This window comes from Paenibacillus sp. SEL1 (genome assembly GCF_054602535.1).
In genome coordinates, this window is the sequence record NZ_CM137723.1 from 1,126,959 (window position 1) to 1,151,276 (window position 24,318).

Annotated in this window: 22 protein-coding genes and 1 pseudogene; 8 read left to right on the forward strand and 15 right to left on the reverse strand. The window is 44.8% G+C overall.

Going from position 1 to position 24,318, the window contains the following annotated elements:
- Positions 1-37: 37 nt before the first annotated feature.
- The 3 genes from ACYCSE_RS05340 to ACYCSE_RS05350 all read right to left on the reverse strand — a co-directional run bounded on the left by ACYCSE_RS05340 (position 38) and on the right by ACYCSE_RS05350 (position 3,648).
- Positions 38-1,342, reverse strand: coding sequence for a sensor histidine kinase (locus ACYCSE_RS05340; protein WP_459701777.1), 1,305 nt, complete (start codon positions 1,340-1,342; stop codon positions 38-40).
- Positions 1,343-2,077 (reverse strand): LytR/AlgR family response regulator transcription factor, encoded by a 735-nt coding sequence (locus tag ACYCSE_RS05345; RefSeq protein ID WP_459701779.1) that lies wholly within the window; start codon positions 2,075-2,077, stop codon positions 1,343-1,345.
- Positions 2,078-2,379: 302 nt separating this feature from the next.
- Positions 2,380-3,648, reverse strand: a complete 1,269-nt coding sequence (locus ACYCSE_RS05350; RefSeq protein WP_459701780.1) for a S8 family serine peptidase — start codon at positions 3,646-3,648, stop codon at positions 2,380-2,382.
- Positions 3,649-3,807: 159 nt separating this feature from the next.
- On the opposite strand from ACYCSE_RS05350, the gene ACYCSE_RS05355 reads away from it, so the two are divergent.
- Positions 3,808-4,317 (forward strand): thioredoxin domain-containing protein, encoded by a 510-nt coding sequence (locus ACYCSE_RS05355; RefSeq protein ID WP_459701782.1) that lies wholly within the window; start codon positions 3,808-3,810, stop codon positions 4,315-4,317.
- Between the two features lie 191 nt (positions 4,318-4,508).
- Here ACYCSE_RS05355 and ACYCSE_RS05360 read toward each other — a convergent pair whose 3' ends face one another.
- Positions 4,509-5,039 carry a GNAT family N-acetyltransferase gene (locus ACYCSE_RS05360; protein WP_459701784.1) on the reverse strand — a complete coding sequence of 177 codons (531 nt, stop codon included), beginning with the start codon at positions 5,037-5,039 and terminating at the stop codon, positions 4,509-4,511.
- A 250-nt stretch (positions 5,040-5,289) separates the two neighbouring features.
- On the opposite strand from ACYCSE_RS05360, the gene ACYCSE_RS05365 reads away from it, so the two are divergent.
- Entirely contained in the window at positions 5,290-6,264 is a 975-nt protein-coding gene (locus ACYCSE_RS05365; RefSeq protein WP_459701786.1) for a ring-cleaving dioxygenase, read from the forward strand.
- Between the two features lie 160 nt (positions 6,265-6,424).
- Here the strand turns inward: ACYCSE_RS05365 and ACYCSE_RS05370 are convergent, their stop codons facing one another.
- The 4 genes from ACYCSE_RS05370 to ACYCSE_RS05385 all read right to left on the reverse strand — a co-directional run bounded on the left by ACYCSE_RS05370 (position 6,425) and on the right by ACYCSE_RS05385 (position 12,930).
- Entirely contained in the window at positions 6,425-8,122 is a 1,698-nt protein-coding gene (locus tag ACYCSE_RS05370) for a M3 family oligoendopeptidase (protein WP_053326125.1), read from the reverse strand.
- A 237-nt stretch (positions 8,123-8,359) separates the two neighbouring features.
- Positions 8,360-9,169, reverse strand: a complete 810-nt coding sequence (thiD, locus tag ACYCSE_RS05375; RefSeq protein WP_459701790.1) for a bifunctional hydroxymethylpyrimidine kinase/phosphomethylpyrimidine kinase — start codon at positions 9,167-9,169, stop codon at positions 8,360-8,362.
- A gap of 197 nt (positions 9,170-9,366) precedes the next feature.
- Positions 9,367-10,773, reverse strand: a complete 1,407-nt coding sequence (locus ACYCSE_RS05380; RefSeq protein WP_165179296.1) for a DNA-binding protein — start codon at positions 10,771-10,773, stop codon at positions 9,367-9,369.
- A gap of 246 nt (positions 10,774-11,019) precedes the next feature.
- On the reverse strand, positions 11,020-12,930 hold the full coding sequence (locus ACYCSE_RS05385) for a bifunctional 2',3'-cyclic-nucleotide 2'-phosphodiesterase/3'-nucleotidase (RefSeq protein ID WP_459701791.1): 1,911 nt from the start codon (positions 12,928-12,930) through the stop codon (positions 11,020-11,022).
- Positions 12,931-13,187: 257 nt separating this feature from the next.
- Between ACYCSE_RS05385 and ACYCSE_RS05390 the strand changes: the two genes are divergently transcribed.
- The 4 genes from ACYCSE_RS05390 to phnE (ACYCSE_RS05405) all read left to right on the forward strand — a co-directional run bounded on the left by ACYCSE_RS05390 (position 13,188) and on the right by phnE (ACYCSE_RS05405) (position 16,705).
- Positions 13,188-14,156: a phosphate/phosphite/phosphonate ABC transporter substrate-binding protein gene (locus tag ACYCSE_RS05390; RefSeq protein WP_025722520.1), complete on the forward strand. Its 969-nt coding sequence runs from the start codon at positions 13,188-13,190 to the stop codon at positions 14,154-14,156.
- 133 nt (positions 14,157-14,289) lie between these two features.
- Positions 14,290-15,060, forward strand: a complete 771-nt coding sequence (gene phnC, locus ACYCSE_RS05395) for a phosphonate ABC transporter ATP-binding protein (protein WP_039273947.1) — start codon at positions 14,290-14,292, stop codon at positions 15,058-15,060.
- Positions 15,057-15,911: a phosphonate ABC transporter, permease protein PhnE gene (gene phnE / locus ACYCSE_RS05400; RefSeq protein ID WP_459701792.1), complete on the forward strand. Its 855-nt coding sequence runs from the start codon at positions 15,057-15,059 to the stop codon at positions 15,909-15,911. The genes phnC and phnE (ACYCSE_RS05400) overlap by 4 nt, the downstream gene beginning before the upstream one ends.
- The gene (phnE, locus tag ACYCSE_RS05405) at positions 15,908-16,705 is read left to right on the forward strand and encodes a phosphonate ABC transporter, permease protein PhnE (RefSeq protein ID WP_013312028.1); all 798 of its coding nucleotides are present in this window, start codon (positions 15,908-15,910) and stop codon (positions 16,703-16,705) included. Before phnE (ACYCSE_RS05400) ends, phnE (ACYCSE_RS05405) begins: the two co-directional genes overlap by 4 nt.
- A gap of 87 nt (positions 16,706-16,792) precedes the next feature.
- On the opposite strand, the gene ACYCSE_RS05410 is transcribed toward phnE (ACYCSE_RS05405), so the two are convergent.
- From ACYCSE_RS05410 to ACYCSE_RS05435, 6 genes are all read right to left on the reverse strand, one after another.
- A complete protein-coding gene (locus tag ACYCSE_RS05410) occupies positions 16,793-17,923 on the reverse strand; it encodes an aminotransferase class V-fold PLP-dependent enzyme (RefSeq protein WP_459701793.1) in 1,131 nt (376 codons plus the stop codon).
- A 162-nt stretch (positions 17,924-18,085) separates the two neighbouring features.
- Complete coding sequence (cysW, locus tag ACYCSE_RS05415) at positions 18,086-18,961, reverse strand: sulfate ABC transporter permease subunit CysW (protein ID WP_250260386.1); 876 nt, start codon at positions 18,959-18,961, stop codon at positions 18,086-18,088.
- Positions 18,962-19,053: 92 nt separating this feature from the next.
- Positions 19,054-19,887 (reverse strand): sulfate ABC transporter permease subunit CysT, encoded by an 834-nt coding sequence (cysT, locus tag ACYCSE_RS05420; protein WP_440723460.1) that lies wholly within the window; start codon positions 19,885-19,887, stop codon positions 19,054-19,056.
- A gap of 78 nt (positions 19,888-19,965) precedes the next feature.
- Positions 19,966-21,030: a sulfate ABC transporter substrate-binding protein gene (locus ACYCSE_RS05425; RefSeq protein ID WP_440723459.1), complete on the reverse strand. Its 1,065-nt coding sequence runs from the start codon at positions 21,028-21,030 to the stop codon at positions 19,966-19,968.
- A gap of 354 nt (positions 21,031-21,384) precedes the next feature.
- On the reverse strand, positions 21,385-22,068 hold the full coding sequence (locus ACYCSE_RS05430) for a hypothetical protein (protein ID WP_235306378.1): 684 nt from the start codon (positions 22,066-22,068) through the stop codon (positions 21,385-21,387).
- Positions 22,069-22,184: 116 nt separating this feature from the next.
- Complete coding sequence (locus ACYCSE_RS05435) at positions 22,185-22,679, reverse strand: putative periplasmic lipoprotein (protein ID WP_459701794.1); 495 nt, start codon at positions 22,677-22,679, stop codon at positions 22,185-22,187.
- A 432-nt stretch (positions 22,680-23,111) separates the two neighbouring features.
- Between ACYCSE_RS05435 and ACYCSE_RS05440 the strand changes: the two are divergent.
- Positions 23,112-23,273: pseudogene (locus tag ACYCSE_RS05440) on the forward strand (transposase); the annotation flags it as partial.
- A gap of 264 nt (positions 23,274-23,537) precedes the next feature.
- Entirely contained in the window at positions 23,538-23,672 is a 135-nt protein-coding gene (locus tag ACYCSE_RS05445) for a hypothetical protein (RefSeq protein ID WP_301336228.1), read from the forward strand.
- A 422-nt stretch (positions 23,673-24,094) separates the two neighbouring features.
- On the opposite strand, the gene ACYCSE_RS05450 is transcribed toward ACYCSE_RS05445, so the two are convergent.
- Positions 24,095-24,274, reverse strand: coding sequence for a hypothetical protein (locus ACYCSE_RS05450; protein ID WP_459701795.1), 180 nt, complete (start codon positions 24,272-24,274; stop codon positions 24,095-24,097).
- Positions 24,275-24,318 lie beyond the last annotated feature (44 nt).

A 24,318-nucleotide genomic window follows, 5' to 3' on the forward strand; every position in this document is an offset into this window, starting at 1 on the left:
ATGCATAAGCGTCTACGTCCTATCATAAATTCAGTTCCTATTCTAAGTCCCATAAAATAATATTGACGCAAAACCGGTCTTCCACGGTCCTTATATCCAGGATTCCTGAGTTTTCTTTTACAATCTGCTTGACACTTTTCAATCCAAAACCGTGATTTTTTCTATTCTTTTTATTACTTATAAAATTACTATTTACAAACAGCGGATTAAACGTATTGGAAATCTCTATATAAAGCTGCTTTTCATGATATTTTATTTTTATATCTATTGTTTTCTTACCTTCAGTTACCTTGTCACAGCCCTCTATTGCATTATCCAGCAAATTACCAAATACAACGGCAATAATATTATTATTTAGAGAAAATTTTTCTGGAAGAAAACTTTCAATGCTCACTACAATGCTTTTTTTAGTAGCCAAATTTATTTTCTCGGTGAGTACGTAATTAAGTACATTGTTCGGTGAATATTTCTGAGTTTCAGTACATTTAATATCTGAGAGAATTTCTTCTATAAACCCCTCTGCTGCCTCTACGTTATTTTCCTTCAACAATCCTTTTAAGGTCAACAATTCATTTCTCATATCATGCCTGATTCTCCGAATTTCTTTTTGCGATTTTTCCAGATTATCATAGTGAATATTTTCTGCTTTAAGATTGAAATTTAATAATTCCTGCTCTATCATTTCGCCATACATTCGGCTTAATTGTTCATAAATAATTAACATGATAATATTGATTGATAAAACACCAATCATAGAAATTACACTTAACCACTCATTTGGGTTCTTGTCTGATCTTAAAATCAAATCAAAATGACTGCACAACAAGCAAAGAGTTATGATAGGAACTGCAAACAAACACATGTATAAATAATGCAGAGTAGTTTTTCTTTGATAAACATCTATTTTAAAAAGTAAAGGGACCCATAAAAAAAAGAAAAATTTACTGATTTCTGAGAGGAGAGCACCCGCTTCGTAATAATAAGATACATTATCTGATGTAAGGAATACATTTGAAAAACAAGCATTCATGATGGCGTAACATACTCCTTCAGATAAGATTTCAATTGCAATTACAACTGTACCCCAACACAGTTTTGTTGTTATATGATTTTTCGGGTAAAAACAAAGTACAGTGAACACTGGAACAACATTTAGCATAACATCAAATGTTGTTTTCAAAAAGTACATACCGACTACTGTCAGACCTATTAATGCAATCGTAAACAGCAAGATTTTCTCCGTCGAAAGTCCCTTTTTAGTAAATAAAACTTTATTCAGAAATCTACTTATAATGAAAATATCAAAAGAATTTAGTATAAAGTCAAACATGGCTCTTTCCAATTAGAATCTCTTCCTCATATAATTCATCGTTTTTTGTTTAAAATCTTTTTTATACTTTCTACTGATCGGTAGTTCCAAATAAGTGTCCTGAATTTCGCCATTTACAATCCGTTTCATCATTATATTTTCGCATTTTATTCCTACAACGTATTTCAGGTTAATGATATACGAAGCATGAATCTGAGTGAAAGCCATCGGATCAAGTTGAGCAAGAATTTGTGAAGTTGTCTGATTACACTTATATTCTTTTGTTTCTGTATAAATATGAGCAGCCCTTCCACTTTTCTCAAAGTACATAATTTCATCTTCGTTTACAATGAGCTTATTTCGTTCATAGCTAAACTCAAAATAACTATGTGAACTATGCAAATAGTGATCAGCTCTTTGAAGAACCTCAAAAAGGGTTTCCTTATTCACAGGTTTCAGTATGTAATCAAAGGTTTGTACTTTAAATACATCTGGCATGTATTCGTCATAATTGGTTACAAAGATAATTACAGCTTTATTGTCAAACTCTCTTACTTTTTTGGCTAAACTAATGCCATCCATATCCGCCATCTCAATATCAAGCAGATAAATATTGTATTCAGTTTTATTCTTAGCTACATATTGCAGCAACTTTTGCCCACTTCCAAAAGTATCTACTTCTACTTTAGTAAAGGGATATTCTAACGTAAACCTCTCCACCCGGGCCAGTTCTACATTTGTATCATCACACAAAGCAATGTTTAACATCCGATCACATCCCTATATACATTAAATATTCTTAATAGTAAAGTATCGTGTAAAAGTTAGCTTATGAACATCACATCAATGAATTAATTCTCAGTTGCAAGGAATGATATGATTTCCGATCACCCCTCTTTTCTGGGTTTATTATGTAGTTTAAACTTTTATCCCATGTATCGAAGATGCTTGCTAATTACATATATAGTATACCGTTTCAATTTTTCTATATCAACTCTACTTTTCTAAATAAATACAATTCTATATTTTTATTAGATATTAAAAATATAGAATTCAAACAGCCTAATTGATTAAATTCCTAGCTCCTCTAGGTACATCAGTAATGCAGCAAGAGAACATACATTTAATATATGTATATTGTGATAATCGCTTAAGGTATGGTTCAACTCTTTTTCTAAGCTACTCCAAAAATCATCAAAATTATTAAAGGTTATCCCCGTCAATCTAGAAATAAAAGGAGCTTTAAATAAAGAATAGATGTCAATTTCAAGATTAGTGGTTTCATAAATCGCTTTTTCTATAGAATTGCCAAATTTCACCAATAGGTTACTTTCAATGCCAGCATCAAGGGTAGTCTTAAATTCAGGTACTGTCACCTCATATTCCAAAGCACAGCGTTCAAGTATATCATTAAACTCTGAAAACGTGATATCTTTATTATAAATGGTATTGTTCATTGTCTCGGAATGGATTATTTGCATACTTCTCCCCACGCAAAGAGCATTCGCTTTAGAGGTGCCTTTAAAAAAAGTAAACCGTTCAGCAAGTGTATAGACAAAAATGGGAGCCTCATCAAATACGGCTTGGATCTCTTTGTTTTTTGAAAACAAAAAAGATTCAGTTGAACAGAACATTTGCCCGTTTACACCAATGACAGTTGGCAGACTAGCCGGATAGCTACTCTGACTACCATTTTTTACAGAAACAAAAATAAGTTTGTTTTGATCCACTAATTGTTGTGTAATTTCGCTAAGTTGCTGATGGTATCTTTCTGAGGTAACCGAAATGCTTATGCATATATACTTAATGTTCAGAGTAAGACATTTTTCTAAAGCCACCTGCAAAAGAGCAGTACTCGTTTTCCCTTCTGCATTCGCTATTTTTATGATGTAAAATTGAGCTTCTTTAAAGATTTGCACAATCGTATCTGCCACAGAAGTTCCATGTCCATGATCATCCTGATATTCATTATCCTTGATTATTTCATTACCTGAATATTGAAATCTTACTCCACCTATAACATGTTTATTTAAACTTTGATTAGTCATATCCATCCCTGTGTCAATGATGGCTACTTGATTGTTATTGTTCATAGCCTGAAACCTCCTCAGCTCATCCAAGTTAGCACAATGCATGCTATATCCAAAATAACAGTTTAATTCAATACTACACATTAATGTCATAAACTTACTATTTTGCGCTATAAAAAGCACCTCTTCGATAGAAAGTATTGAAAATACAATCATCGCTTCAGACATCAAGGCAAAAATGACAAGAAAAACGCTATTTATTACAATAGTGTTTTTTTTCTGCTTATTTATAGTAATTTTAATCCACAATGCTCTATTGCACCACAGAATTTGGTACCAAAATTAAGCGATCATATAAATACATTAGGAAGGTGATCATGCAAAATATCTTATCCGATTTGTGCATCACTCAGCTTAAAAAGCAACTTAAAGAATTAATAAGTCACAACAAAAATGGAGGTTTTATATATGATACGAACTAAAAAATCTCTTATAGTGAAAATAACTTTTTTACTCTGTATGTGTTTGACAAGTGTTTTTGTTACTAATGATATTAACTATGCTGCAGAAAACGAACATTTTACCGCTATAAATGAAAATGAAAGTAACCCAACTGTGGAAGAGTACGAAAATTATGTAAAAGACTTACCTAGGCTGAATGCAAAGGAAACTATAAATAAATTCAACTCAGGGGAAGGCTTTTACTTTTATCTAGGTAGGCCTACTTGCTATTATTGCCGAGAATTTTCTCCCATTCTAAAAGAATTTTCTGTACGTATATCACAACCCATTTACTATTACAACATGGCTGGTGGTGACTGGGGACCTGAAATCAGGCAATTTCTTATTGGCCATATAGATTTTAAAGGTACTCCTACTCTAGCATATATTAAAGATGGAAAAGTTGTTGCCCAACAAGCGGGCACAGGACCAAATGCGGATGAATTACAGACTATTTTTGCTGATTGCCCTCAGTAATCATTCTTTGAAAAGATAAGACAAACCATTAAAAATCTGACTCGCAGGTGACCTCTTGAAAAAGTGTCCATCTCGCGAGTCTTCTGGCTTCATAAATAAAAAAGCGGGGTAAACCTTGGACATTCAGTGAGCATAAAATGAAATCATTGTATCAATCCGCAAGTGAAAAGGGTTCTAGACAGAATGTTGTTTTAAGGTCCCCACTCTTCCCGTAGAAGCCCCATTCGGATCGAATCATAATACTCTCCATTATAATATCTGCACTTTCGAAGCCGGGCTTCGAGGGTCATGCCCAGCTTCTCTCCCACCTTCATCATCCGATGGTTTCCTGACCAGGTTGTAAAGCCTACTCTTACTAGAGGCAATGTATTAAACAAATGTGTGATCCATAGTCGAAGCGCCCTCGTACCATACCCACCGCTCCAATATTGTGAATCAAAGATACCTATCCCCATTTCAAGCCATTGTGAAGGCTGATGCTCCCAATAGTAGCTCACCGATCCAATGATCTTGCCTTCCACTTCAATGATCCAAAAGTCATCTTGTCCGATTCGTTTTTCCTTCTCTTTTAAATAATCATCAAAAGAAAGTGGCTTATGTTCATAGTAGGGTGCATCCCACTGCTTCCATTCCGGTGCTTCTTCCTTAAAAGTTAACGTCCACAGAGCCGGCAGGTCTTCTTCTGTAACAGGCCTAATCGTTAAATCCTTATCCGTATACATTGAGTACACTCCTTTTATAATAAAATTCATTCTATCTACTTTGGGCTATATTGAGCTTTATTGTATCTGCTTTTGCATTATTTCGAAATTCTAGTTTTGTCCGTCTTTGAAGCAAGACCGTAATTTAAGTTGACAAACAATCAAAAATAATATATCTTAATATCAAGATAATAAATATAAAGAAAAGTTTTTCGACTGTTTATTTTGTTTAGAAAAACCTAATCATATAAAAACCAAGGAGGATAATGACATGAAACTATTAGGATTGCATCACGTTTCGGCGATTACAGCGGCAGCGGCTAAAAATGTTGATTTTTATACTCAGGTAATGGGACTTCGGTTGATCAAGAAAACGGTGAACCAAGATGATGTTAGTGTGTATCACCTTTTTTACGGAGATGAGCGTGGAACTGCGGGTACAGAAGTCACTTTCTTTGAAATTCCACATGCGGGACAAACTCGTACAGGAAATAACAGCATTTCAGCTCTCTCCCTACGGGTACCGAATGACAAGTCACTGGATTACTGGAAAAACCGCTTCGAGCAGCTGGATGTAAAACATGGTGAAATTACGGATCAAGCGGGACGCCTGGCACTTTCGTTCGAGGATTTTGAAGGACAACGCTTCTTCCTCGTTTCAGATGAGCATGATCACGGAATGCGCGGCGGCACGCCTTGGGAGAAAAGCCCTGTCCCTGCCGAATACGGCATTGTAGGACTTGGACCGGTTCATCTGACTATTCCCAAAGCGGAGAATACTATTCTCATTCTTGAGCAAGTGATGGGCTTCCGCAAAAAAGGCTCCTACCCTTCCCCAGTTGCCGGACAACCGGATGTGGTTATCTACGAAACAGGTGAAGGCGGTACAGGAACTGAAGTTCATCTGGAAGAGCGCAACGATCTGCCACAAGAGCGACCAGGACGCGGCAGTGTGCATCACGTCGCTTTCCGTGTTGAAACCGAGGAAGAGCTCAAACAGTGGGTAGACCGTATTGGGCAACTGCAAATTTCCAACTCTGGTTTTGTAGATCGCTTTTACTTCCGTTCCTTGTACTTCCGTGAGCCGAACGGCATTCTGTTTGAATTGGCTACCGATGGACCTGGCTTTGATACGGATGAAGAACTCGAGTTTCTGGGTGAATCGCTGGCGTTACCGCCATTTTTGGAATCTCGCCGCGCATCTATTGAAGCCAATCTCAAACCGCTTAACACCAAACATGAATAGAGTTATATTTAATCTAAAATAAACACAAAGCCGGGACTTCTACATCATGTAGAGGTTCCCGGCTTTTCTCGTGCAACTGCTCTGCTTTCATTAAAAAAAGCATCTCATCTACAAGCTTTTCAGCTTTGACAGGTAAGCGAAATGCCCTTTTTAGTTATGCTTACAGCTTTTTATCATCCACACTGTTCAGCCATGCTTCGATTTCTCCGATTACAGAGGCGATACAGCCATCTTGGAACGGCGAGATGAGTCCAGCCAACTCAACCAATCCGGTAAAAGATCGACTTCCTCCGGCACGGCATAGCTTCAAATAATCTTCCCACGCAGCTGTCCGATCGATACTCATGCGTTTCCAGAATTGGAACGCGCACAGTTGCGCGAGTGTATAGTCAATGTAGTAGAACGGAGATTGAAAAATATGACCCTGTTTGTGCCAAAACCCGCCCTGCTCCAGATACTCGTTGCCTTCATAATCCAGATGCGGTTTATACTTACGTTCAATGGAGCGCCATGCGCTTTTACGTTCGGCTGGGGTCCAGTCTGGGTGTTCATATACGGCATGCTGGAATTCGTCTACGGCTACGCCGTAAGGTACGAACAGCAACGATGAGGATAGATGTTCAAAGTGATATTTGTCCGTATCTTCTTCGAAGAACAGATTCATCCAAGGCCATGCGAAAAACTCCATGCTCATAGAGTGGATCTCAGCCGCCTCCATAGTTGGCCAATGGTACTCAGGAATTTCAAAATGTCGGCTTTCATAGACCTGGAAGGCATGACCTGCTTCATGCGTCAATACGTCGATATCACCGGATGTACCATTGAAATTGGAGAAAATAAACGGCGTGCCATATTCGCTCAAAAATGTACAATAGCCTCCGCTTTGCTTGCCCTTTTTGCTGATCAAATCCATCAATCCACGTTCGATCATAAAGCTGAAAAATTCATGTGTTTCCGCTGAAAGTTCCTCATACATACGTGCTCCATTACGAATGATCCACTCCGGGTCACCTTTAGGCGTAGGATTGCCTGACAGGAAGTTGAAGCCCTCGTCATAATAGCGAAGCTGATCTACTCCGATCCGTTCGCGCTGGCGCTCCTTCAGCTTGGTTGCCAGAGGAACGATGTGCTTCAGCACCTGCTCGCGGAAATTGGCTACCATTTCGGCATTGTAATCTGTACGTCCCAAGCGGGCATAGCCCAATTCTACGAAGTTGTCATAGCCCAACTTGTGTGCCATGCGCGTACGTACCTTCACCAGTTCATCATAAATCCGGTCCAGCTCGTCCTCATGCTCACTCATAAATTGATATTTAGCCTCGGAGGCCTGTTTGCGTGTCTCCCGGTTGGTAGCCATTTCAAAAGGCAGGAGCTGCGACAATGTGCGTTCTTCTCCCTCGAACGGGATCTTCGCTGAAGCAATCAATTGAGCATATTCCGAGGTTAGCTTATTTTCCTGCTGTAAATCCTCAATAATATCCGGATGGAACGACTTGAGTGCTACCTCGGCAATACTGAAAAGCTGGCTGCCCCATTGACTCTCCAACTCGGTTCGGAATGGAGAATCCACCAATGCCCGGTAGTAATCGGTTACATACTCCTGAATAACCGGCATGAAATCATCAGCATACTCTTGCTCCGCTTTGTAAAAGGCATCCTCCGTATTAATGGAGTGCCGAACTTCCACCAATTGCAATTGTGTTTCCACATTACTGCGCAGCTTGTTAATCGCATGAATCACTTCATTTTGACGTTCTACGCTGTCTGCTTCACGAAACTGCTGCAACAGCGTTTTAAACCGCTGTTCAATTTCAGGTTGCTCTGGTCGACTGTAAGCCATTTGGCTGAATAATGTCATTGCTTCGGTTCCTCCTCAAATGTAATAAATCTGATGCCTATTATACAGTACGAGTAGACTAAACTGGAAGCTGCAATTCCAAAAAAATACAACCTCAAAAGCCGCAATACTATGTATTGCGGCTTTTGAGCCACATCTAACTCTATATATCAAAAAAGTCATGATCTAAAACAATCTAATATATATTCAGCCTGATGGAGATTTATAAGTCTTTCTAAGATCGCAGACCTTCATGCTTTATTGATTTTGCAAACGATGTGCCGCATGCAGGGTCGGACCGACGAATTCATTCAGCTTGAAGCTACCTTCAGTGGCCTGTGTAATAAATCTCTTGGCCTGATCCACTGCTTCACGTACAGTCAGCCCTTGAGCCAAACCAGCCGTTACCGCTGCCGAAGTGGTGCAGCCTGCACCGTGGGTAAAGTTTGTTTTTACAACATCGGCTTCAAACCAGTCAAAAGTGATTCCGTCATATAGCAGATCCATCGCTTTACCTGCGCGAATTTTGCCACGGTCCTTGATCAGTACATGCTTAGCTCCACGCTCATGGATAATCGAAGCCGCTTCCTGCATCTGCTCCAGTGTCGTGATCGGTCCATTCTTAGCCAGTTGCGAAGCCTCGAACAAGTTCGGTGTTACCAGGTCAGCGCCAGGAATCAACAATTCCAGCATCGCCTCTGTATTTTCCGGCTGAAGCACTTCATCCGTCCCTTTGCAGACCATGACCGGGTCAATTACAATCCGCTTCAGATCATGCTTTTTCAAATGGCTGGCTACCAGCTCGATAATTTCAACGGAACCAAGCATACCGGTTTTCATCGCATCAAAACCGATACCTTCCAATACAGTACGCAGCTGCGCTTCTACCACATCCAACGCAACAGGATATACAAGATGATCCCAGGTTTTAGGACCCATCGCTACTACGGTTGTCAATACGGTCATGCCATATACGCCAAGCTCCTGAAAGGTTTTCAGGTCTGCCTGAATACCCGCTCCACCGCTTGTGTCGGAGCCCGCTATCGTTAATGTTTTGGGAATCGTCATTTGTACATGCTCTCCTTCACTTTCTGTGCTGCATTTATCCTAATCCCGCTTGCGAAACTTGTCAACGCGCAAAACGGTCCTCTCTATGTTAAAAGTCACAAGCGACAGCAGCAGCTAAAAAACGAGAACATCCCCTTTTGAAACAGGAACATCCTCGCAATAACGTGTTATATGAAGAATTCGAAAGAAATTTGGAATTATAGATATCCACCGGTACTGTGATCATAGGCATGATTCTTTTCATTTGCACGTACGCCCAGACACAGACTCTGATACAGCTGCTGCTGTTCCGGTGTAGCAAAATTCCGATGCTGCTCAAATAAAGCCATACAACCAATGATATGTTCGGTATAGCTATTATCAACAGACAGTTGCAAGCAATGCAGTATTTGTCCCACTCCCTCGGGATAATCGCCTTTTCGGAAATAATATTCCGCATACACCTTACAAAAGGATGCAAAGCGAAATGCATTAAAGTGCTTGCGATAATGAGTGTCCCATCGTTCCGGTGCAAGCTCCCAGAAGCTCTTGAGTTGCTGACTAAACAGTCCCAGTTCGGCATCCACGAAATAACCGAACCGGTTCGCCGATTCGAGCAAGGTGTTCAAGCCTTCCAGTGTCTCATCCGGATGCTCACGCAGGTAAGTAATATATTCATAGATTGCAGAAGTGTTGCCCATTTTAATTTCAATACAAAGTCGGTTGCCCTGTGCATATACACGATGTAGGTTGACCACTTTCCAGCCTTCTTCGTCTAAACCCTCAAACCAGCTCAAATCTGCATAACCCTCAATCCATTGCTTGGATTCCTCATATCTGCCCTGAAACTCATAGCAGCTGGCCTTGAGCAGATGCCCCTGAGCATAGTAATAAACGAGCGGTTTAAGCAGCTCCAGGTGCTCATCTCCAAAACGGTTCCGATTGCGATACAATGCCTGCGCCAGCTCTCTTAGCTCGTCCGCATACATTTCCATCTCGGACCATTGCATTTTTAAAGCAAACACTTGAGATAGCATATGTAAGCCTTCCAGTGCGTAAATTTCCGGTAGACGACTACGGTACAAATGGAATTGTACAGCAGCCTTCAAGTTCCGTTGGTTATCCTTAATCTGAATCTGGAATATACGGAAATAGCTGATCGCCAACCGTTCAGAGTGGGTATACTTCTCACTCTCGATGACACAATCATACAGAAGCATGGCGGCTTCATGTCTGCCATCCTCAAACATCGCTTCTGCGGTCTCAAAAATAGCAGGAACGTTCGATAAATCGTCCATCAAATAGCCAAGTACACTGCGTATACACTCCAGCTTGTTCAACTCTGAGCAACGTAGGAGAAACGGACGCAACCTCCTCCAGTGTGGTAAGGAATGAATAAAACATTCATCCACATACATCTCGAACAAAGATCCTTCTTCCAATCCCATGGCCTCGGTAATCAGATCAAGCTGATTGACTGAGATAGGCCGTGGTGGATTCCGATTAAGTATACCGCTAAGTGTACCCGGATTTACCTTGGAAGCATCTGCAAAACATTGCATTGAAATGCCTTCACTTTGAATATACTTTTCTATTTCTGCGCGGATCGTGGTGTTTTTTTCCAAAGGGACACCCCCTCAAACGAATGATGGTGACTTTTTCATTACCTTTTAAACCAAAATTTGTTTAATCAAAGTATATGTCTATTTATACGAGAGGTCAATAACTTTAAACACGACTCAGGACATATAAAATCACGAATTTTGTACGATTTTAAAACTGTTTTATGAAAAAAGACCGTCCTCTGCGGGACAGTCTATTTCTATTATTTTGATGCTGTGGACTTATAGGACAAAAACAAGTTAGCAGTTCTACCGTGAACGTCCGAAATCGATGGCAAACTTAGCGTATCCCTCTACCGTTAACCCTTCATAAAGCAACTCCGAATAGGCATTAGCGGCATCCGTTGCTTGCGGCGAGGTCAGGAACGTCACATGCGGACGCCCTGACCATGGGGCGAGGGACCAATGGCCGTCAGCTTTTGGCGTCAACGTCTCCATATGCCGCACGTACTCGGTCAGCACATGACGGTTCTCATCCGGTGAAGCAAGTATAATTCGCTCTCCACCCGGATTGACCAGCGCAGAGGAAAACGCGCGATAGTTATTCGTAACAACCAGATAATTTCGCTGCATATCCATCGGTTCGCCATCAAAAGACATCTGAATGATTCTGTGTGCATCTGGGTCCTTTAGACCCCCGTCAGCATCATATCTGGCTGGCTGTGTTACATCAATTTGATACCTGATGCCGTCGATGATATCGAAATTAAAGCTTGGAAAATCAGAATTAATCAGCTCTTGCTCTTGTTCTGCTGAAGGATCAATTTGCCGGAATTGTCCAGCGGACCACTCCAGCCATTCCCGAATTTCTGTACCGGTCAGTCGAACGACATGCAGCGTATTCGGAAAATTGTACAGATCGGCGATATGCTTGATCGCCAACGTCCCCACCGGAATATAGGTATAGTATGATGGGCCATATCTGCCGCCTGTTTTAAAAGGAGCTGCTGCCGACAGAACGGGCAATCCTTCGTACTCGCTCCCTTGCATTTGCTGCTTCACATACCACATTTGCGCATCATTCACCAGCTGAACCGAAGCATCATCCATCACCTGAGCAAAAAAGCTGTTCACCGCCACCGTCGTCTGACCTACAGGTGCACGAATATACTCCAGTGTTCCGGCGTGCTCTTCTGCTACCGCCAACTGAATGGCAGTATCCGGTTGTACCAGCGCCTCCTTGCGTATCGGATCATACACCGGGCGTACCTCGGCAGCAGATGCAGCCACTTGCCACTTCCCTCCACTAAAGGCCAGCTCCAGATCAATGATACCCAGATGATCCCCCCAAAAGCCCGGCTCCACTGCTGGAATATCGTGGATGGTACCTCGCGCTAGATCAACACCTGTTTGCCCCATAAACGAAGGTCCGGGAAATACTTTATGTGCATGACCAAACACAATGGCGTCAATCCCTTCCACCCTGCTCAGATGCAGCACCGCATTTTCCATATCAAGCGTTTCGGGAATATCCTCTAAGCCTGCATGGGGCATACCAATGATCAGATCGGCTCCCGCTGCCTTCATTTCTGGAATAAACCGTCTTGCCGTTTCCAGCATATCTTTGACAATGATTTTCCCCTCCAGCCACGCCTTGTCCCATTGCATAATTTGCGGAGGGACAAAGCCGATGACCCCCACCTTCAACAAATGCTTACCACCTGCTTCATCCTCTACCGTCTTATCCAGCAATAGATAAGGTGTAAAGTAATTTCGTTCTTGTTCTCCTGCTATATAAATGTTGGCATTCACATAAGGAAATTGCGCTCCTTGAAGGCAAGTCTGCAAGTATTCCAGTCCATAATTAAATTCATGATTCCCGATATTACCTGCCTCATATCCAAGCAGATTCATGGCTTTATAGGCGGGATGCACCGTGCTTGGGTCCTGTTGGATTCGCTGTACAGCATAATCTCCCATTGGATTCCCCTGAATCACATCTCCGTTATCCAGCAGCAGGTGATTGGGTACCTCCGCCCGGGCTATTTGAATCAAGCTGGCTGTTTGCGCCAGACCGTAATGCAGCGTTTCCTGATCCGTATAATAATCGTAATTCCACAAACTTACATGCAAATCGGTTGTAACCATAATGCGGAATTTCACTCTCACAAGGCTTACATTGTCTTGGTCTGCCTTTTCGTTAATATCCAAAATATCCAATCTTGTTCTCTCCCTCAGCTTCGGTCATAGAGCTTGAACAAGTCTAACAGAGCACTGTTAAGAGAATGTTAAAATAAGCATTTCGCATAAATCCAGAAAATGGTTTTTACCATACGATAAATTTTACATCATTTTTACCAAAGTCAGGAGTGGTTTTTACCCTAGCTGTGGGACTAGCTGTTAAGATTTGGTTTGTCACAGCATTTACAGGTTTTTAATTTTATTTTCGTTATTACGATGTTTAGGGGGAAATTATTTTGTTCAAAAAAGCACTGACCTTGTGCATGACCTTCACACTGGCAGCGGGTCTAGCCGCTTGTGGCTCCAATGCAAGCAATAACAACAGCGCGTCTACTCCGGGTACAGATGGATCTAAAAACGAAAGCACAGCCTATGTTCCTAAGGAGTTAAAGGTACAGTTCGTTCCTTCTCAAAATGCAGATACGCTCGAAGCCAAAGCCAAACCGCTCGAAAATCTACTCGGTGACAAGCTTGGAATCCCGGTGAAAGTAACGGTATCTCCTGACTACAATACAATTGTGGAAGCCATGTCTTCCAAGCAGGTAGATGTAGGATTCCTTCCGCCGAATGCTTATGTACTGGCCCACGATAACCGTAAAGCAGCCGATTTGCTGTTGCAAGCTCAACGCTACGGCATTGAAGATGCTACAGGCAAGGACACGACTGAAAAAGTAAACTTTTATAAAGCAATGATCGTGGTGAAAAAGGATTCTCCGATTCAAAGCCTAGCTGATCTGAAAGGCAAGAAGGTTGGCTGGCAAAATGTAACCTCCTCCGCAGGCTACGTGTACCCTGCAGCAGAGCTGAAAAAAGCTGGCGTGGACCCGGACACGGATGTGCAGGGTGTGACGATCAAAGGCCACGATGCTGCTATTCTGGCGTTGCTGAACGGTCAAGTTGATGCGGTAGCTGTTTTCCAGGATGCACGTAACACGGTGAAGAAGGAAATCCCGGATGTATTTGAAAAAACTCGCGTCATTCATTACACAGCTAAAATTCCAAATGACACCGTCAGCGTACGTTCTGATATGGATCAAGCGTGGAGAGACAAGATCAGCCAAGCCTTTATTGACATTGCCAAAGACCCTGCAGGCGGCGAGATCATTAAAGAAATTTACACCCATGTAGGTTATGAAAAGGGCGACGATAAAAACTTCGACTCCGTGCGTGAATACGCCGAAGCCGTTGGCCAAGCGGTTAAGTAATCGGAGCAAACTAGATACTGTAATGAAGTAACAGCTACGAAACAGGCTTTACGAATGACAGGGCAGCACCGTCCATGTATTCATGGCGGTGTTGTTTTCATTCCACCCCATCGGGGGAGAAAGTTGGGAGCATATGATCGAATTCCGTAACGTATCGAAAACATACCCGAACGGCACCAAAGGGTTGAACCATATTAATTTGACGATTCAGGAGGGAGAAATGGTCGTCATCGTCGGCTTATCCGGTGCAGGTAAGTCTACCCTGCTGCGTTCCATTAACCGACTGCATGACATTACGTCCGGCGACATTGTCGTGGGTGGCAGGTCCGTCACGTCTGCTGGAAGCAGCGAGTTGCGGCGCATTCGCCGTGATATCGGCATGATCTTTCAAAGCTTCAATCTGGTTAAGCGTTCGACAGTGCTCCGCAATGTACTTTCCGGCCGCGTCGGCTATCATTCGACGCTGCGGACCATTCTCGGTCTCTTCCCGAAGGAGGATATCGAACTGGCACTAACAGCGCTGGAGCGCGTGAACATCCGCGAAAAAGCTTACAGCCGGGCAGATGAACTGTCCGGTGGCCAACAGCAGCGCGTATCCATCGCCCGCGCCCTGGCGCAGGAGGCTAAAATCATTCTGGCGGACGAGCCTGTCGCATCGCTGGACCCGCTGACCACCCGCCAGGTCATGGATGACCTCCAGCGCATCAACCGTGAAATGCAGATTACGACCATCGTCAATCTGCATTTCATTGATCTCGCGCGCGAATATGCAACGCGGATCATCGGATTGCGCGCCGGAGAAGTGGTCTTTGACGGCACACCGGAGGAGGCTACGGATGAGGCCTTTGCGGAGATCTACGGCCGGGCCATCAAGCATGATGAGCTGCTGGGAGTGGGATCATGAAGCCCGACTCTACTGCCCAGCCGCTCTCTTCGACGCAACCGTCACCGCATGCTGGACCGCCACAGCCAAGCAAGCCGCCCGCAGGGCCACCTTTGCCAGGACGTTACAAGCGTTATGCCACCTGGATGATTTTTATCGTGGTGCTGGTAGCCTGCTCCATTCATACGGATGCCACACCTTACCAGTTGATCGTCGGCTTGCCGGAGATGGGCAAATTGTTGGGCGAAATGTTTCCACCCGACTGGAGCTACCTGCCTACCATCTGGAAACCCATTCTGGAAACGATCCAGATCGCCATTGTCGGCACGACACTGGGAGCCATATTGGCGATCCCTGTCGCGTTGCTGTGTGCCTATAATGTGATGCCGCGCAAACTGATTTCGCTGCCGATGCGCACGATCCTGAACCTAGTACGGACAATTCCTGATTTGCTGTTTGCCTCAATCTTTGTGGCGGTGTTCGGCATCGGCCCGTTTGCAGGGATGCTCGCTCTGCTCTTCTTCTCCTTTGGCATCATAGCCAAGCTGACCTTTGAGGCGATTGAAGCCATTGATCCCGGGCCGCTGGAAGCCATGACCGCTGTTGGCGCGAGCCGCATTCAAGTCATCGCCTTTGGTGTGGTTCCGCAGGCTCTTCCTTATTTTGTGTCGTACTTACTGTATACCTTTGAGGTTAATGTGCGCGCGGCTTCCGTTCTGGGCCTGGTCGGGGCTGGTGGTATCGGTCTGTTGCTTGACCGTTCCCTTGGTCTGTTCCGATATGATCGGGCAAGCATCATTATTCTACTGACCCTCGTCATCGTCCTTGCGATTGATTACGGCAGTAACCTGCTACGGAGGAAATTATTATGAATGATCCTACGCTTCGCAGACCTATTGGCTCCCGCCTGCGCCTATGGGCGATAGCTATTCTGCTAATCATCATTTATATTTGGGCTTTTCGCGGGATGCAGTTTGAAGGATTACAGGGAACGGCCAAAAGTGTCTCTGTCGCTATATTGGACGGCTTCCTTCATCCCGACTGGTCGTTCGTCTACATCCCTGAGGGAGAGGATTTACTGCGCGGGTTGCTGGATACGCTGGTCATTTCAGTGCTCGGAACCTTCGTGTCCGCATTTGTCTGCCTTCCGTTCGCCTTTTGGGCGTCCAGCAATATGACCCGTCTACGTCCCTTATCGGGTAGCGGGAAATTTGTGCTTAGTGTCATCCGGGTTTTTCCAGAAATGATCGTCGCCATCTTGTTTATCAAAGCCGTTGGCCCCGGCTCATTTGCGGGTGTGCTTGCCCTCGGCATTCACTCCATCGGCATGCTAGCGAAGCTTTTCTCGGAAACGATCGAAAGTGTCGATCACGGGCCTCAAGAGGCTTTGATCGCGTGCGGTGCCAACCGTTGGCAGGTGATTTTCTTCGCCGTGTTACCGCAGGTGATTCCACAGTTTCTTTCGTATTCGCTTTACCGTTTTGAAATTAATATCCGTTCCGCTACCACGCTCGGTCTGGTCGGTGCAGGGGGTATCGGTACTCCGCTACTGTTTGCACTCCAAATGCGCAACTGGAACCGTGTAGGCGTTATCTTGCTCGGCATTGTGGTCCTGATCATTTTGACGGATCTGATTTCCGGCTGGCTGCGCAAACGGATCGTATAATTAGAATTCTAAACGTCCAAAAAGCCTCTCCTGTGTAAAAAGGGATGTTATACTCCCATTCACTCGGAAGAGGCTTTTGCCGTTCGTTCAACATCGCCCTGCCAATTCATCTATGACCCGTCGGACTTCCTCAGCCGTATTGTAAAAATGCGGAGCCACACGGATAACATCCTTTCGTGCTGAAACGATCATATTTTGGCTTCTCAAATTCCTTTCCATAGCCGACACGTCGGCTACTTCAACAGCGAGCAGGCTTGGTAATGTGCCTCCCCTGTAAGGTACACGTATGTGTAACCCTTTGCGCCGTCCATATTCAACGGAAAAATCCAACAACTCACTCATATAGGCCTGAATACTCGTGACTCCAATCTCCAGCAGCAGCTTTAAGGCCGCATTGGCAGCAAAAATGCTAATGAAAGAAGGCAATCCCGTCTCAAAGCGTCGGGCTCCTGCCGCCGGAACCGGGTGAGCAATATCAAACCGGGAAGCGGGCTCCTGCCCAAGCCAGCCTGTAAGACGGGGCTTGAACCGGTCTATTCGGTCCTTGCTTACATAAAGAAAAGCCACGCCCGGAATTCCAAGCATATATTTGCGTGCTCCCGCGACCAAAATATCTACGCCCATTGCCTTTACATCCACTGGAATGATCCCTGCAGACTGATAAGCATCCACAAACAGCAACGCCTGATTTCGGTGAGCTATATCGGCAATGGATTTTAAATCCTGCTGAAATCCGTTGGTATAGTTCACTTGTGACACCATAACGAGTGCAGTTTTCTCCGTAACATGCTCCTCATACTGCTCTATGGTCACTTCTCCCTCGATGGAGGGGATACAGCAGATGTGATCCCGGAACATCTCCTGTGCCTGCCAGATGTGTCCCACCGTCGGAAAGTCGGTGTCCGCATACACAATGCCTTCTTTTCCCGGTACATAAGGAAGGGCTGTGGCCACCCCGGCAATCGCCTCAGAGGCTGAGGACAAGACCGCAATTTCGTCAGGCTCCGCCCCAATGAGCTTGGCAAAATGCCCTCTAGCCTCCTCCAAACGTGCCATAGACAGATCGCCGTTATGACCGTGTTGCAGCAAACTTCGATGATATTCCTCAATGGCAGCGGAAACCGGCCTCGATACGGCCCCCTGGGAACAGCTCCCCACATGGATATGTGAGGACAGCACTGGAAACAGCTGACGGTAGGACTGAAACGGATGTTTCATTTTTCCCTTCGCTCCTCCTGGGCACACCAACGTGCCTTGATATGATCATTTTATTATCCATATAAGCTACCTTAGAACAAGGGCCTCTCTTCCCATCTTCTCGCCGTTAACAGACGATAGACGCAAAGAGAGGCCCTGAGGGATCATATACAAAATCATAAATTAATGCACGCGTTTGCGTCCAAACCAGCTTTTAAGCACCAAAGTAGCCAGAGCTAGTAACAATAACAACGAGGCCACCGCAAAAGATGCCGAGAATTGATATTCGTTATACAAAATTTCTACATGCAGCGGCAGTGTATTCGTCTCTCCCCGGATATGTCCAGAGACGACGGACACTGCACCGAACTCACCCATGGCTCGCGCATTACACAAAATGATGCCATACAGCAGACCCCACTTGATGTTCGGCAGCGTCACTTTCCAGAAAATGCGCCAGCCGCGCGCGCCCAGCGTGACCGCCGCTTCTTCCTCCTGCTGTCCCTGATCTTCCATCATTGGAATGAGTTCTCGCGCCACAAATGGAAAGGTGATGAACAGCGTCGCTAAAATAATACCAGGCAGAGCAAATATAATTTTAATATCATGCTCGTCCAACCACGGTCCAAGCCAGCCCTGTGCGCCGAACACTAATACATACATCAGCCCTCCGACGACAGGAGAGATGGCAAAGGGTAAATCAATCAAGGTGACCAGCAAGCCTTTGCCGCGAAATTGAAATTTCGTGATCAGCCAAGCGGCAGCTACACCAAATACCGTATTCAGCGGTACCGTTATCGCTGCCACCAGCAGCGTCAACCGCAATGCAGACATGGCATCTGGGTCCCGTAACGCTTCGACGTAGACGCTCCATCCTTGCTTGAGCGCTTCGGTAAGCACGACGATTAGCGGCAATACCAGCACCCAGAGCAAAGCTAAAAAAGCAGCACCAATCAGCGTCCACTTCACCCAAGTGGCCTCGGTCGTGACCCTGTTGGGCGGTGCGGATGAAGGCACTGGTGCAGAAGCAAGCTCCTGCCCAGTTATTGCTTGTGACATGGTGTATCCCTCCTTAGAATGCGGGTATCATGCGCAGCCCTGCATGTTAACGTTAGATAATTACATTAGACAGTTGCGTTCAGGCAGTTACGTTAAACTGCACGGCGCCGTGACCAGCGCTGAATGCTGTTAATCACGAGTAACAGCACGAATGAAATCACCAACAGCATCAACGCTACCGCCGTAGCTCCTGCATAGTCATTTTGCTCCAGCTTGGACATGATGAGCAGTGGAGCAATTTCCGTTTTCATCGGCATATTGCCAGAGATGAAGACGACAGAACCGTACTCGCCAATACCACGGGCAAAGGCGAGCGCAAAACCCGTCAACAGCGGTGGCACCAGCTCCGGCACAATAACGCTGCAGAAGATACGCCATCTGCCAGCTCCCAGCGTAGCAGCGACCTCCTCCTCATCCTTATCCAGCTCCTCCAAAACCGGCTGAACTGTCCGTACGACGAACGGAATGCCAATAAACATCAATGCTAGCGTAATTCCCGTCTGTGAGTATGCCAGCCTCCATCCAAGCGGTTCAAACAATGAACCGACCCAGCCGTTCTGCGCATACAGAGCAGTCAAAGCAACCCCCGCTACGGCAGTAGGCAAAGCAAAGGGTAGATCAATCACCGCATCAAAAATTCGTTTCCCCGGAAACTCATAACGCACCAGCACCCAGGCTATCAATAAACCGAGAAACAGGTCGATCAGCGCCGCAGCCGCGGCACACAAAAAGCTTACCTTGTAGGAAGCCAGCACCCTGACATCAGTCGCCACGTCCCAAAATTTTTCCCACGTCAGTCCAGTTGAATTCAGAAGCAGTGCCGATAAAGGCACCAGCACCACCAGACTGAGATACAGCACACTATAACCCATTGTTAACCCGAACCCGGGAAGTACGCGTTTTCGGGTGGCTTGCACTTGACTCATGTTCTGTTCATCCCTCTCTGAATCCATTCACTATGACACTCGCGGCTACCGATCCAATCCCTACACAGTCCACCTATTTTATGAACTGCCGGGTACATAAATCTGGTCAAAAATGCCTTTGTCGCTGAAATGCTTCTGCTGCGTCTCCTTCCATGTCCCGAATACATCCTTCAAGGTTACGAGCTCCAAGTTAGGAAATTGATCCTTGAACTTTGCCGTCACACTCTCCAGTGTTGGGCGATAATAATTTTCGGCAGCAATGGTCTGCCCTTCTTCACTGTACAAATATTTCAGGTACGCGTCCGCCACCTCGCGTGTACCTTTTTTATCTACCACCTTATCGACTACTGCTACCGGAGGTTCAGCCAATATACTGATCGATGGATATACGATATCGAATTTATCCGCACCCAGCTCCTTCACGGAGAGCAATGCTTCATTTTCCCATGCAATCAGCACATCGCCAATTCCACGCTCTACGAAAGTCGTTGTCGCTCCACGTGCTCCGCTATCCAGTACGGGCACATGCTTATACAGGTCCTGTACAAACTGCTGGGCTTTAGCTTCATCGTTATTGTTCTTCTTGAGCGCATAGGCCCAGGCTGCAAGATAGTTCCAACGTGCCCCGCCCGAAGTTTTAGGATTCGGTGTAATAACTTGCACATCGCCACGGATTAAATCGTCCCAGTCCTTGATCCCTTTCGGGTTCCCTTTGCGCACCAGTAACACGATGGTTGAAGTGTACGGGGCGCTGTTATGCTCATATTTACTTTGCCACCCCTCTTTAACAAGTCCTTTTTCCTGTAGCGCATCAATATCGTAGCCCAGGGCCAGAGTTACCACGTCCGCATCCAGCCCGTCCTGCACAGAACGACTTTGCTTGCCAGATCCTCCATGAGATTGCTTGATCGTAACCTTCTGTCCTTTCTCCTTCTCCCAATGGGCGGCAAACGCTTTATTATATGCCTCATACAGCTCACGGGTCGGATCATAAGAAACATTGAGCAACTCCACTTCCTTGGAACCGGCAGCAGAACTACCATCCGCCTGCGTCCCTCCCTTGCTTACCCCGCAAGCGCTCAGCATAATCGTTAAAACCAAAGATAGTCCGAGAATAAGTCCACTTTTCCATTGCCTTTTCATCAAGACACCCCGCATTCTATGTAATTTGTATTCATTTACGCCTGTTATTTACAGACATAATCAAAAAAAGAGCGGAGAATTCCCTGATGCAGCTCTGATAGGTCAAACCTGTCGCGTGGACAGTGTCTGCCTGCTGTTCCTAGAGGTTCTCCGCCAAAATGGCGAGATCATACTTTAATTCTTTAATTCCTACCTGTTTAATGAGTTATATGGATATAATACGAGAGTTTAGGAGTGATGTCAAACCTTTTTTTGGTATGTATCATCTGTACTTTTCTTTCTTTAAAGGGGGGCAGTCAGAAACATGATATATGTTTCCGACCGTTTAGAGGTCATTTACACACGGAGTACGACTTAGTTGGCAACCGTTTCAAGATTAATCGAAAAGACTCCAAAAAGCTTCGGATTGTCCGTAGCTCTTCTCAACCACAGTTCACCCGAACCCACCATGACTCCCTGATAATTAACAAACAAATCATCTGTCTTTTGATTCACCAGCGCCTCGCGAATTGCGTCCGTAAAAATCTGATCATACTTGGCCATAAAATCTTTCTTATTCGGAATCGTTAGCGACTTTTCACTATCATTAACACGCAGAGGGTACAAAATATAATCGGCCACTTTCTCCTTGTCATTGTCGGCAACTGCCTTCTGCAGCGCTTTGAACGTGTTCAAAAACGCTTTAGGATCTTGAATACCTGCTACCTCAAATGGATTTTGCGATGGATTGGAGACTGCCGGAGAAGAAGATGTATCCGATGAAGCAGCTGGAGCCGAAGGAGCTGACTTTTGTGCATCCGTACCGCTGTTTTCTGCACTCTCACTCTCTTTCGCTGCTTTGTCACTTTGGGCTGAACCGCTACGATTACCACCGGCTCCGTTCTCGATCACGCTTGTACTGCTTCCAGTATCAATGGTTTCAGCATTCTTATCCTGACCACAGCCAGTAAGTGCTACAAAAGTAAGTGTAAGTAAAATGGCTGTGAGTGACAGCCTCCGTGACATCTTTTGATTACCGAATTCATGGTTTTTGGGCACAACGGGTCATCCTTTCTGCTTTCTGCTCTGACCTATTCTGTTCATTAAGTCTTCAACCGTTCTATTGTAACATAAGTAGACTAATGACCGCATGTCGCACCCTTTCTGGAAGGAGCTTACAGTGTAATATATGCGAAGGTTTTAACGCTTCCTTGCGATCCATCGTCCGTACTTACTTTCAAAATCATCTCTTTCAAGGAGTCATTTGCAGCTTCATCCTGCCCCTCTGGCTTTACAAACAGCAGATCGTGGCGTTCTCCCGGCTGCAATGTTTGGCTGGAAAACCCGCTCGTTGACCCTTGCAAGTCTAATCCATTCGCACTATTGAGCTTGTATTGTACGGGTTGCTTGCCTGTATTCTTGATACTGATGTACAACTTGTGCCCCTCTTCAAATCTAAAGCTCGTTTGTCCTTGTCCTCCAAATTGCATCTCCTGGTCATGTACAATGCGTTTCGCTGCACTTCCTTGCTTACTCTGCGTACTAAGCGGAACAGTCGAATGACTCTGATTTACTTCTGTAATAGTTGATGACGGGACGCTCATATTGGCAAAAGCGACATAACCTACGATCACCCCCGCAACGCCCATACAAACCCATTTTTCCACCATTTCATATCCCTCCTACAAAAGATATGCTGAAGCTACACTATATCAATTCAATCGTCACCATGATGGCACACAGGTAGCTCCTCCAAATCTGCTACTTGGATCGTCAGTGACTCCAATGATTCCAATTCAAACAAAGCAGATGGTAGTGTGTTCATATATCCTGTTCAAAGATAGTCAGATGCTTCAGAGAATATTCTCTAATCCGTTCAGGATCTCCCGCCAAACCATACTGCATGAGCTCCACTCGATCCGGTTGATACCGAATAGCAGCAAAAGGGTGGTTTGCACTAGGGTATAACCCCTTGTTGCCAAACTGCGCCTAAAGACGCTAGCCTGACCATGTTCTGCTCAGGCTCAGTGTTATTTGTCACTTATACTTACCAGTTAGACTACCCTGGGCTCCTTATCACGGAGAGCGTTATGCAGGTCACGGCAGAACAAATTGCACAGATGTATAAGGCTCGATGGCAGATGGAGGTCTTCTTTCGTTGGATCAAGCAACATTTGAATATTCCAACGCTGTTTGGTGCGACCCCAAATGCGGTCTATGGGCAACTGTTCTGCGCGCTCATCGTCTATGTCCTGCTCAAATACTATTCGATGCTGCTCAAACGACGTGGCCCAACCATGCCATACTCTCCTGCCCGATTTCCTCGACTTTTCTATCTTCCAAACTGCCTGGTGAATGCTTATTCTAATTCAGCTCGTTCTTCTCCAGAGTACTTCTAGTTTTATGGATTAAATTACTTATTATAGTTAATCAACAGGCATGTATGACAAATAACATGATGATTTTTACAATAGAAAATTTAGAGGCGTTTTTAATGATAATTTAAAAGTGAGAGGAGGTGAATTAACATGGAAAAGGTTAAGGTTTTGGAAACTGTTGATTTTGAAATGGAAGTGCAAGCATTATGTGATCCTGATGACTGTGCGCATGATTGTCTCGTAAAAACGAATGATTGTGACACTAGTTGGTCTCCGTGGAACTAATGAAAGAATAATTCTGACTAACTAAGAATCTCTTAAGCCCCGAAATTGGATTTGATTCTAGCACACTTAACAGTGTAGTCTGGATACTGAGCCGATGGAGGGGATTTTTTATGCAACGAAGAAGGTTTACGATCGAGTTCGAACAGCAAGTTATTCAAGAGGCCAAGGAAGTAGGCAATGCGTCTCAGGTTGCTCGTCGACAAAACATCAAACCCTAAACTGCTTTATCGTTGGATCGAACAAGCAGAGCATTGAGATTGGCAACGAACCGTCCTGTCGTCCAAGACGATTAAGGCATACACACCCTCATCCCAGGAGTTTCGCTCCCTAGAAGGCGAGAACAAGCAACTCAAGGAGCTTCTTGGTGAGGAGGATCTGGAAATTTCTGTACTTCAAGACTTGCTAAAAAAGCAGAACCCAGCTTATCGGACAAAATTGAAATAGCCGACAAGTGGATTAAGCTGGGACACGCGGTAAGCCGCATTTTTCGGATCGTCAGCGTCAGCGAGCAGATTTACTATTACCGCAGGAATAATCAGCACACGTCCCGTTCTAATAAAGGCGGAGTCGACCTGTGCCTGGCTTTTCGATTCGTTTCTCAAATCCAGGCAAAACATCCGCGTAAGTTAGCAAACAATCGTGAAAA

Excerpts from the sequence above, each read along its gene's own strand:
- ACYCSE_RS05345 (WP_459701779.1), bottom strand. The coding sequence starts at position 2,077 with ATGTTAAACATTGCTTTGTGTGATGATACAAATGTAGAACTGGCCCGG.
- ACYCSE_RS05355 (WP_459701782.1), top strand. The coding sequence starts at position 3,808 with ATGATACGAACTAAAAAATCTCTTATAGTGAAAATAACTTTTTTACTC.
- ACYCSE_RS05360 (WP_459701784.1), bottom strand. The coding sequence starts at position 5,039 with ATGTATACGGATAAGGATTTAACGATTAGGCCTGTTACAGAAGAAGAC.
- ACYCSE_RS05365 (WP_459701786.1), top strand. The coding sequence starts at position 5,290 with ATGAAACTATTAGGATTGCATCACGTTTCGGCGATTACAGCGGCAGCG.
- ACYCSE_RS05370 (WP_053326125.1), bottom strand. The coding sequence starts at position 8,122 with ATGACATTATTCAGCCAAATGGCTTACAGTCGACCAGAGCAACCTGAA.
- thiD (WP_459701790.1), bottom strand. The coding sequence starts at position 9,169 with ATGACGATTCCCAAAACATTAACGATAGCGGGCTCCGACACAAGCGGT.
- phnC (WP_039273947.1), top strand. The coding sequence starts at position 14,290 with ATGATCGAATTCCGTAACGTATCGAAAACATACCCGAACGGCACCAAA.
- phnE (WP_459701792.1), top strand. The coding sequence starts at position 15,057 with ATGAAGCCCGACTCTACTGCCCAGCCGCTCTCTTCGACGCAACCGTCA.
- phnE (WP_013312028.1), top strand. The coding sequence starts at position 15,908 with ATGAATGATCCTACGCTTCGCAGACCTATTGGCTCCCGCCTGCGCCTA.
- ACYCSE_RS05410 (WP_459701793.1), bottom strand. The coding sequence starts at position 17,923 with ATGAAACATCCGTTTCAGTCCTACCGTCAGCTGTTTCCAGTGCTGTCC.
- cysW (WP_250260386.1), bottom strand. The coding sequence starts at position 18,961 with ATGTCACAAGCAATAACTGGGCAGGAGCTTGCTTCTGCACCAGTGCCT.
- cysT (WP_440723460.1), bottom strand. The coding sequence starts at position 19,887 with ATGAGTCAAGTGCAAGCCACCCGAAAACGCGTACTTCCCGGGTTCGGG.
- ACYCSE_RS05425 (WP_440723459.1), bottom strand. The coding sequence starts at position 21,030 with ATGAAAAGGCAATGGAAAAGTGGACTTATTCTCGGACTATCTTTGGTT.
- ACYCSE_RS05435 (WP_459701794.1), bottom strand. The coding sequence starts at position 22,679 with ATGGTGGAAAAATGGGTTTGTATGGGCGTTGCGGGGGTGATCGTAGGT.
- ACYCSE_RS05445 (WP_301336228.1), top strand. The coding sequence starts at position 23,538 with ATGGAAAAGGTTAAGGTTTTGGAAACTGTTGATTTTGAAATGGAAGTG.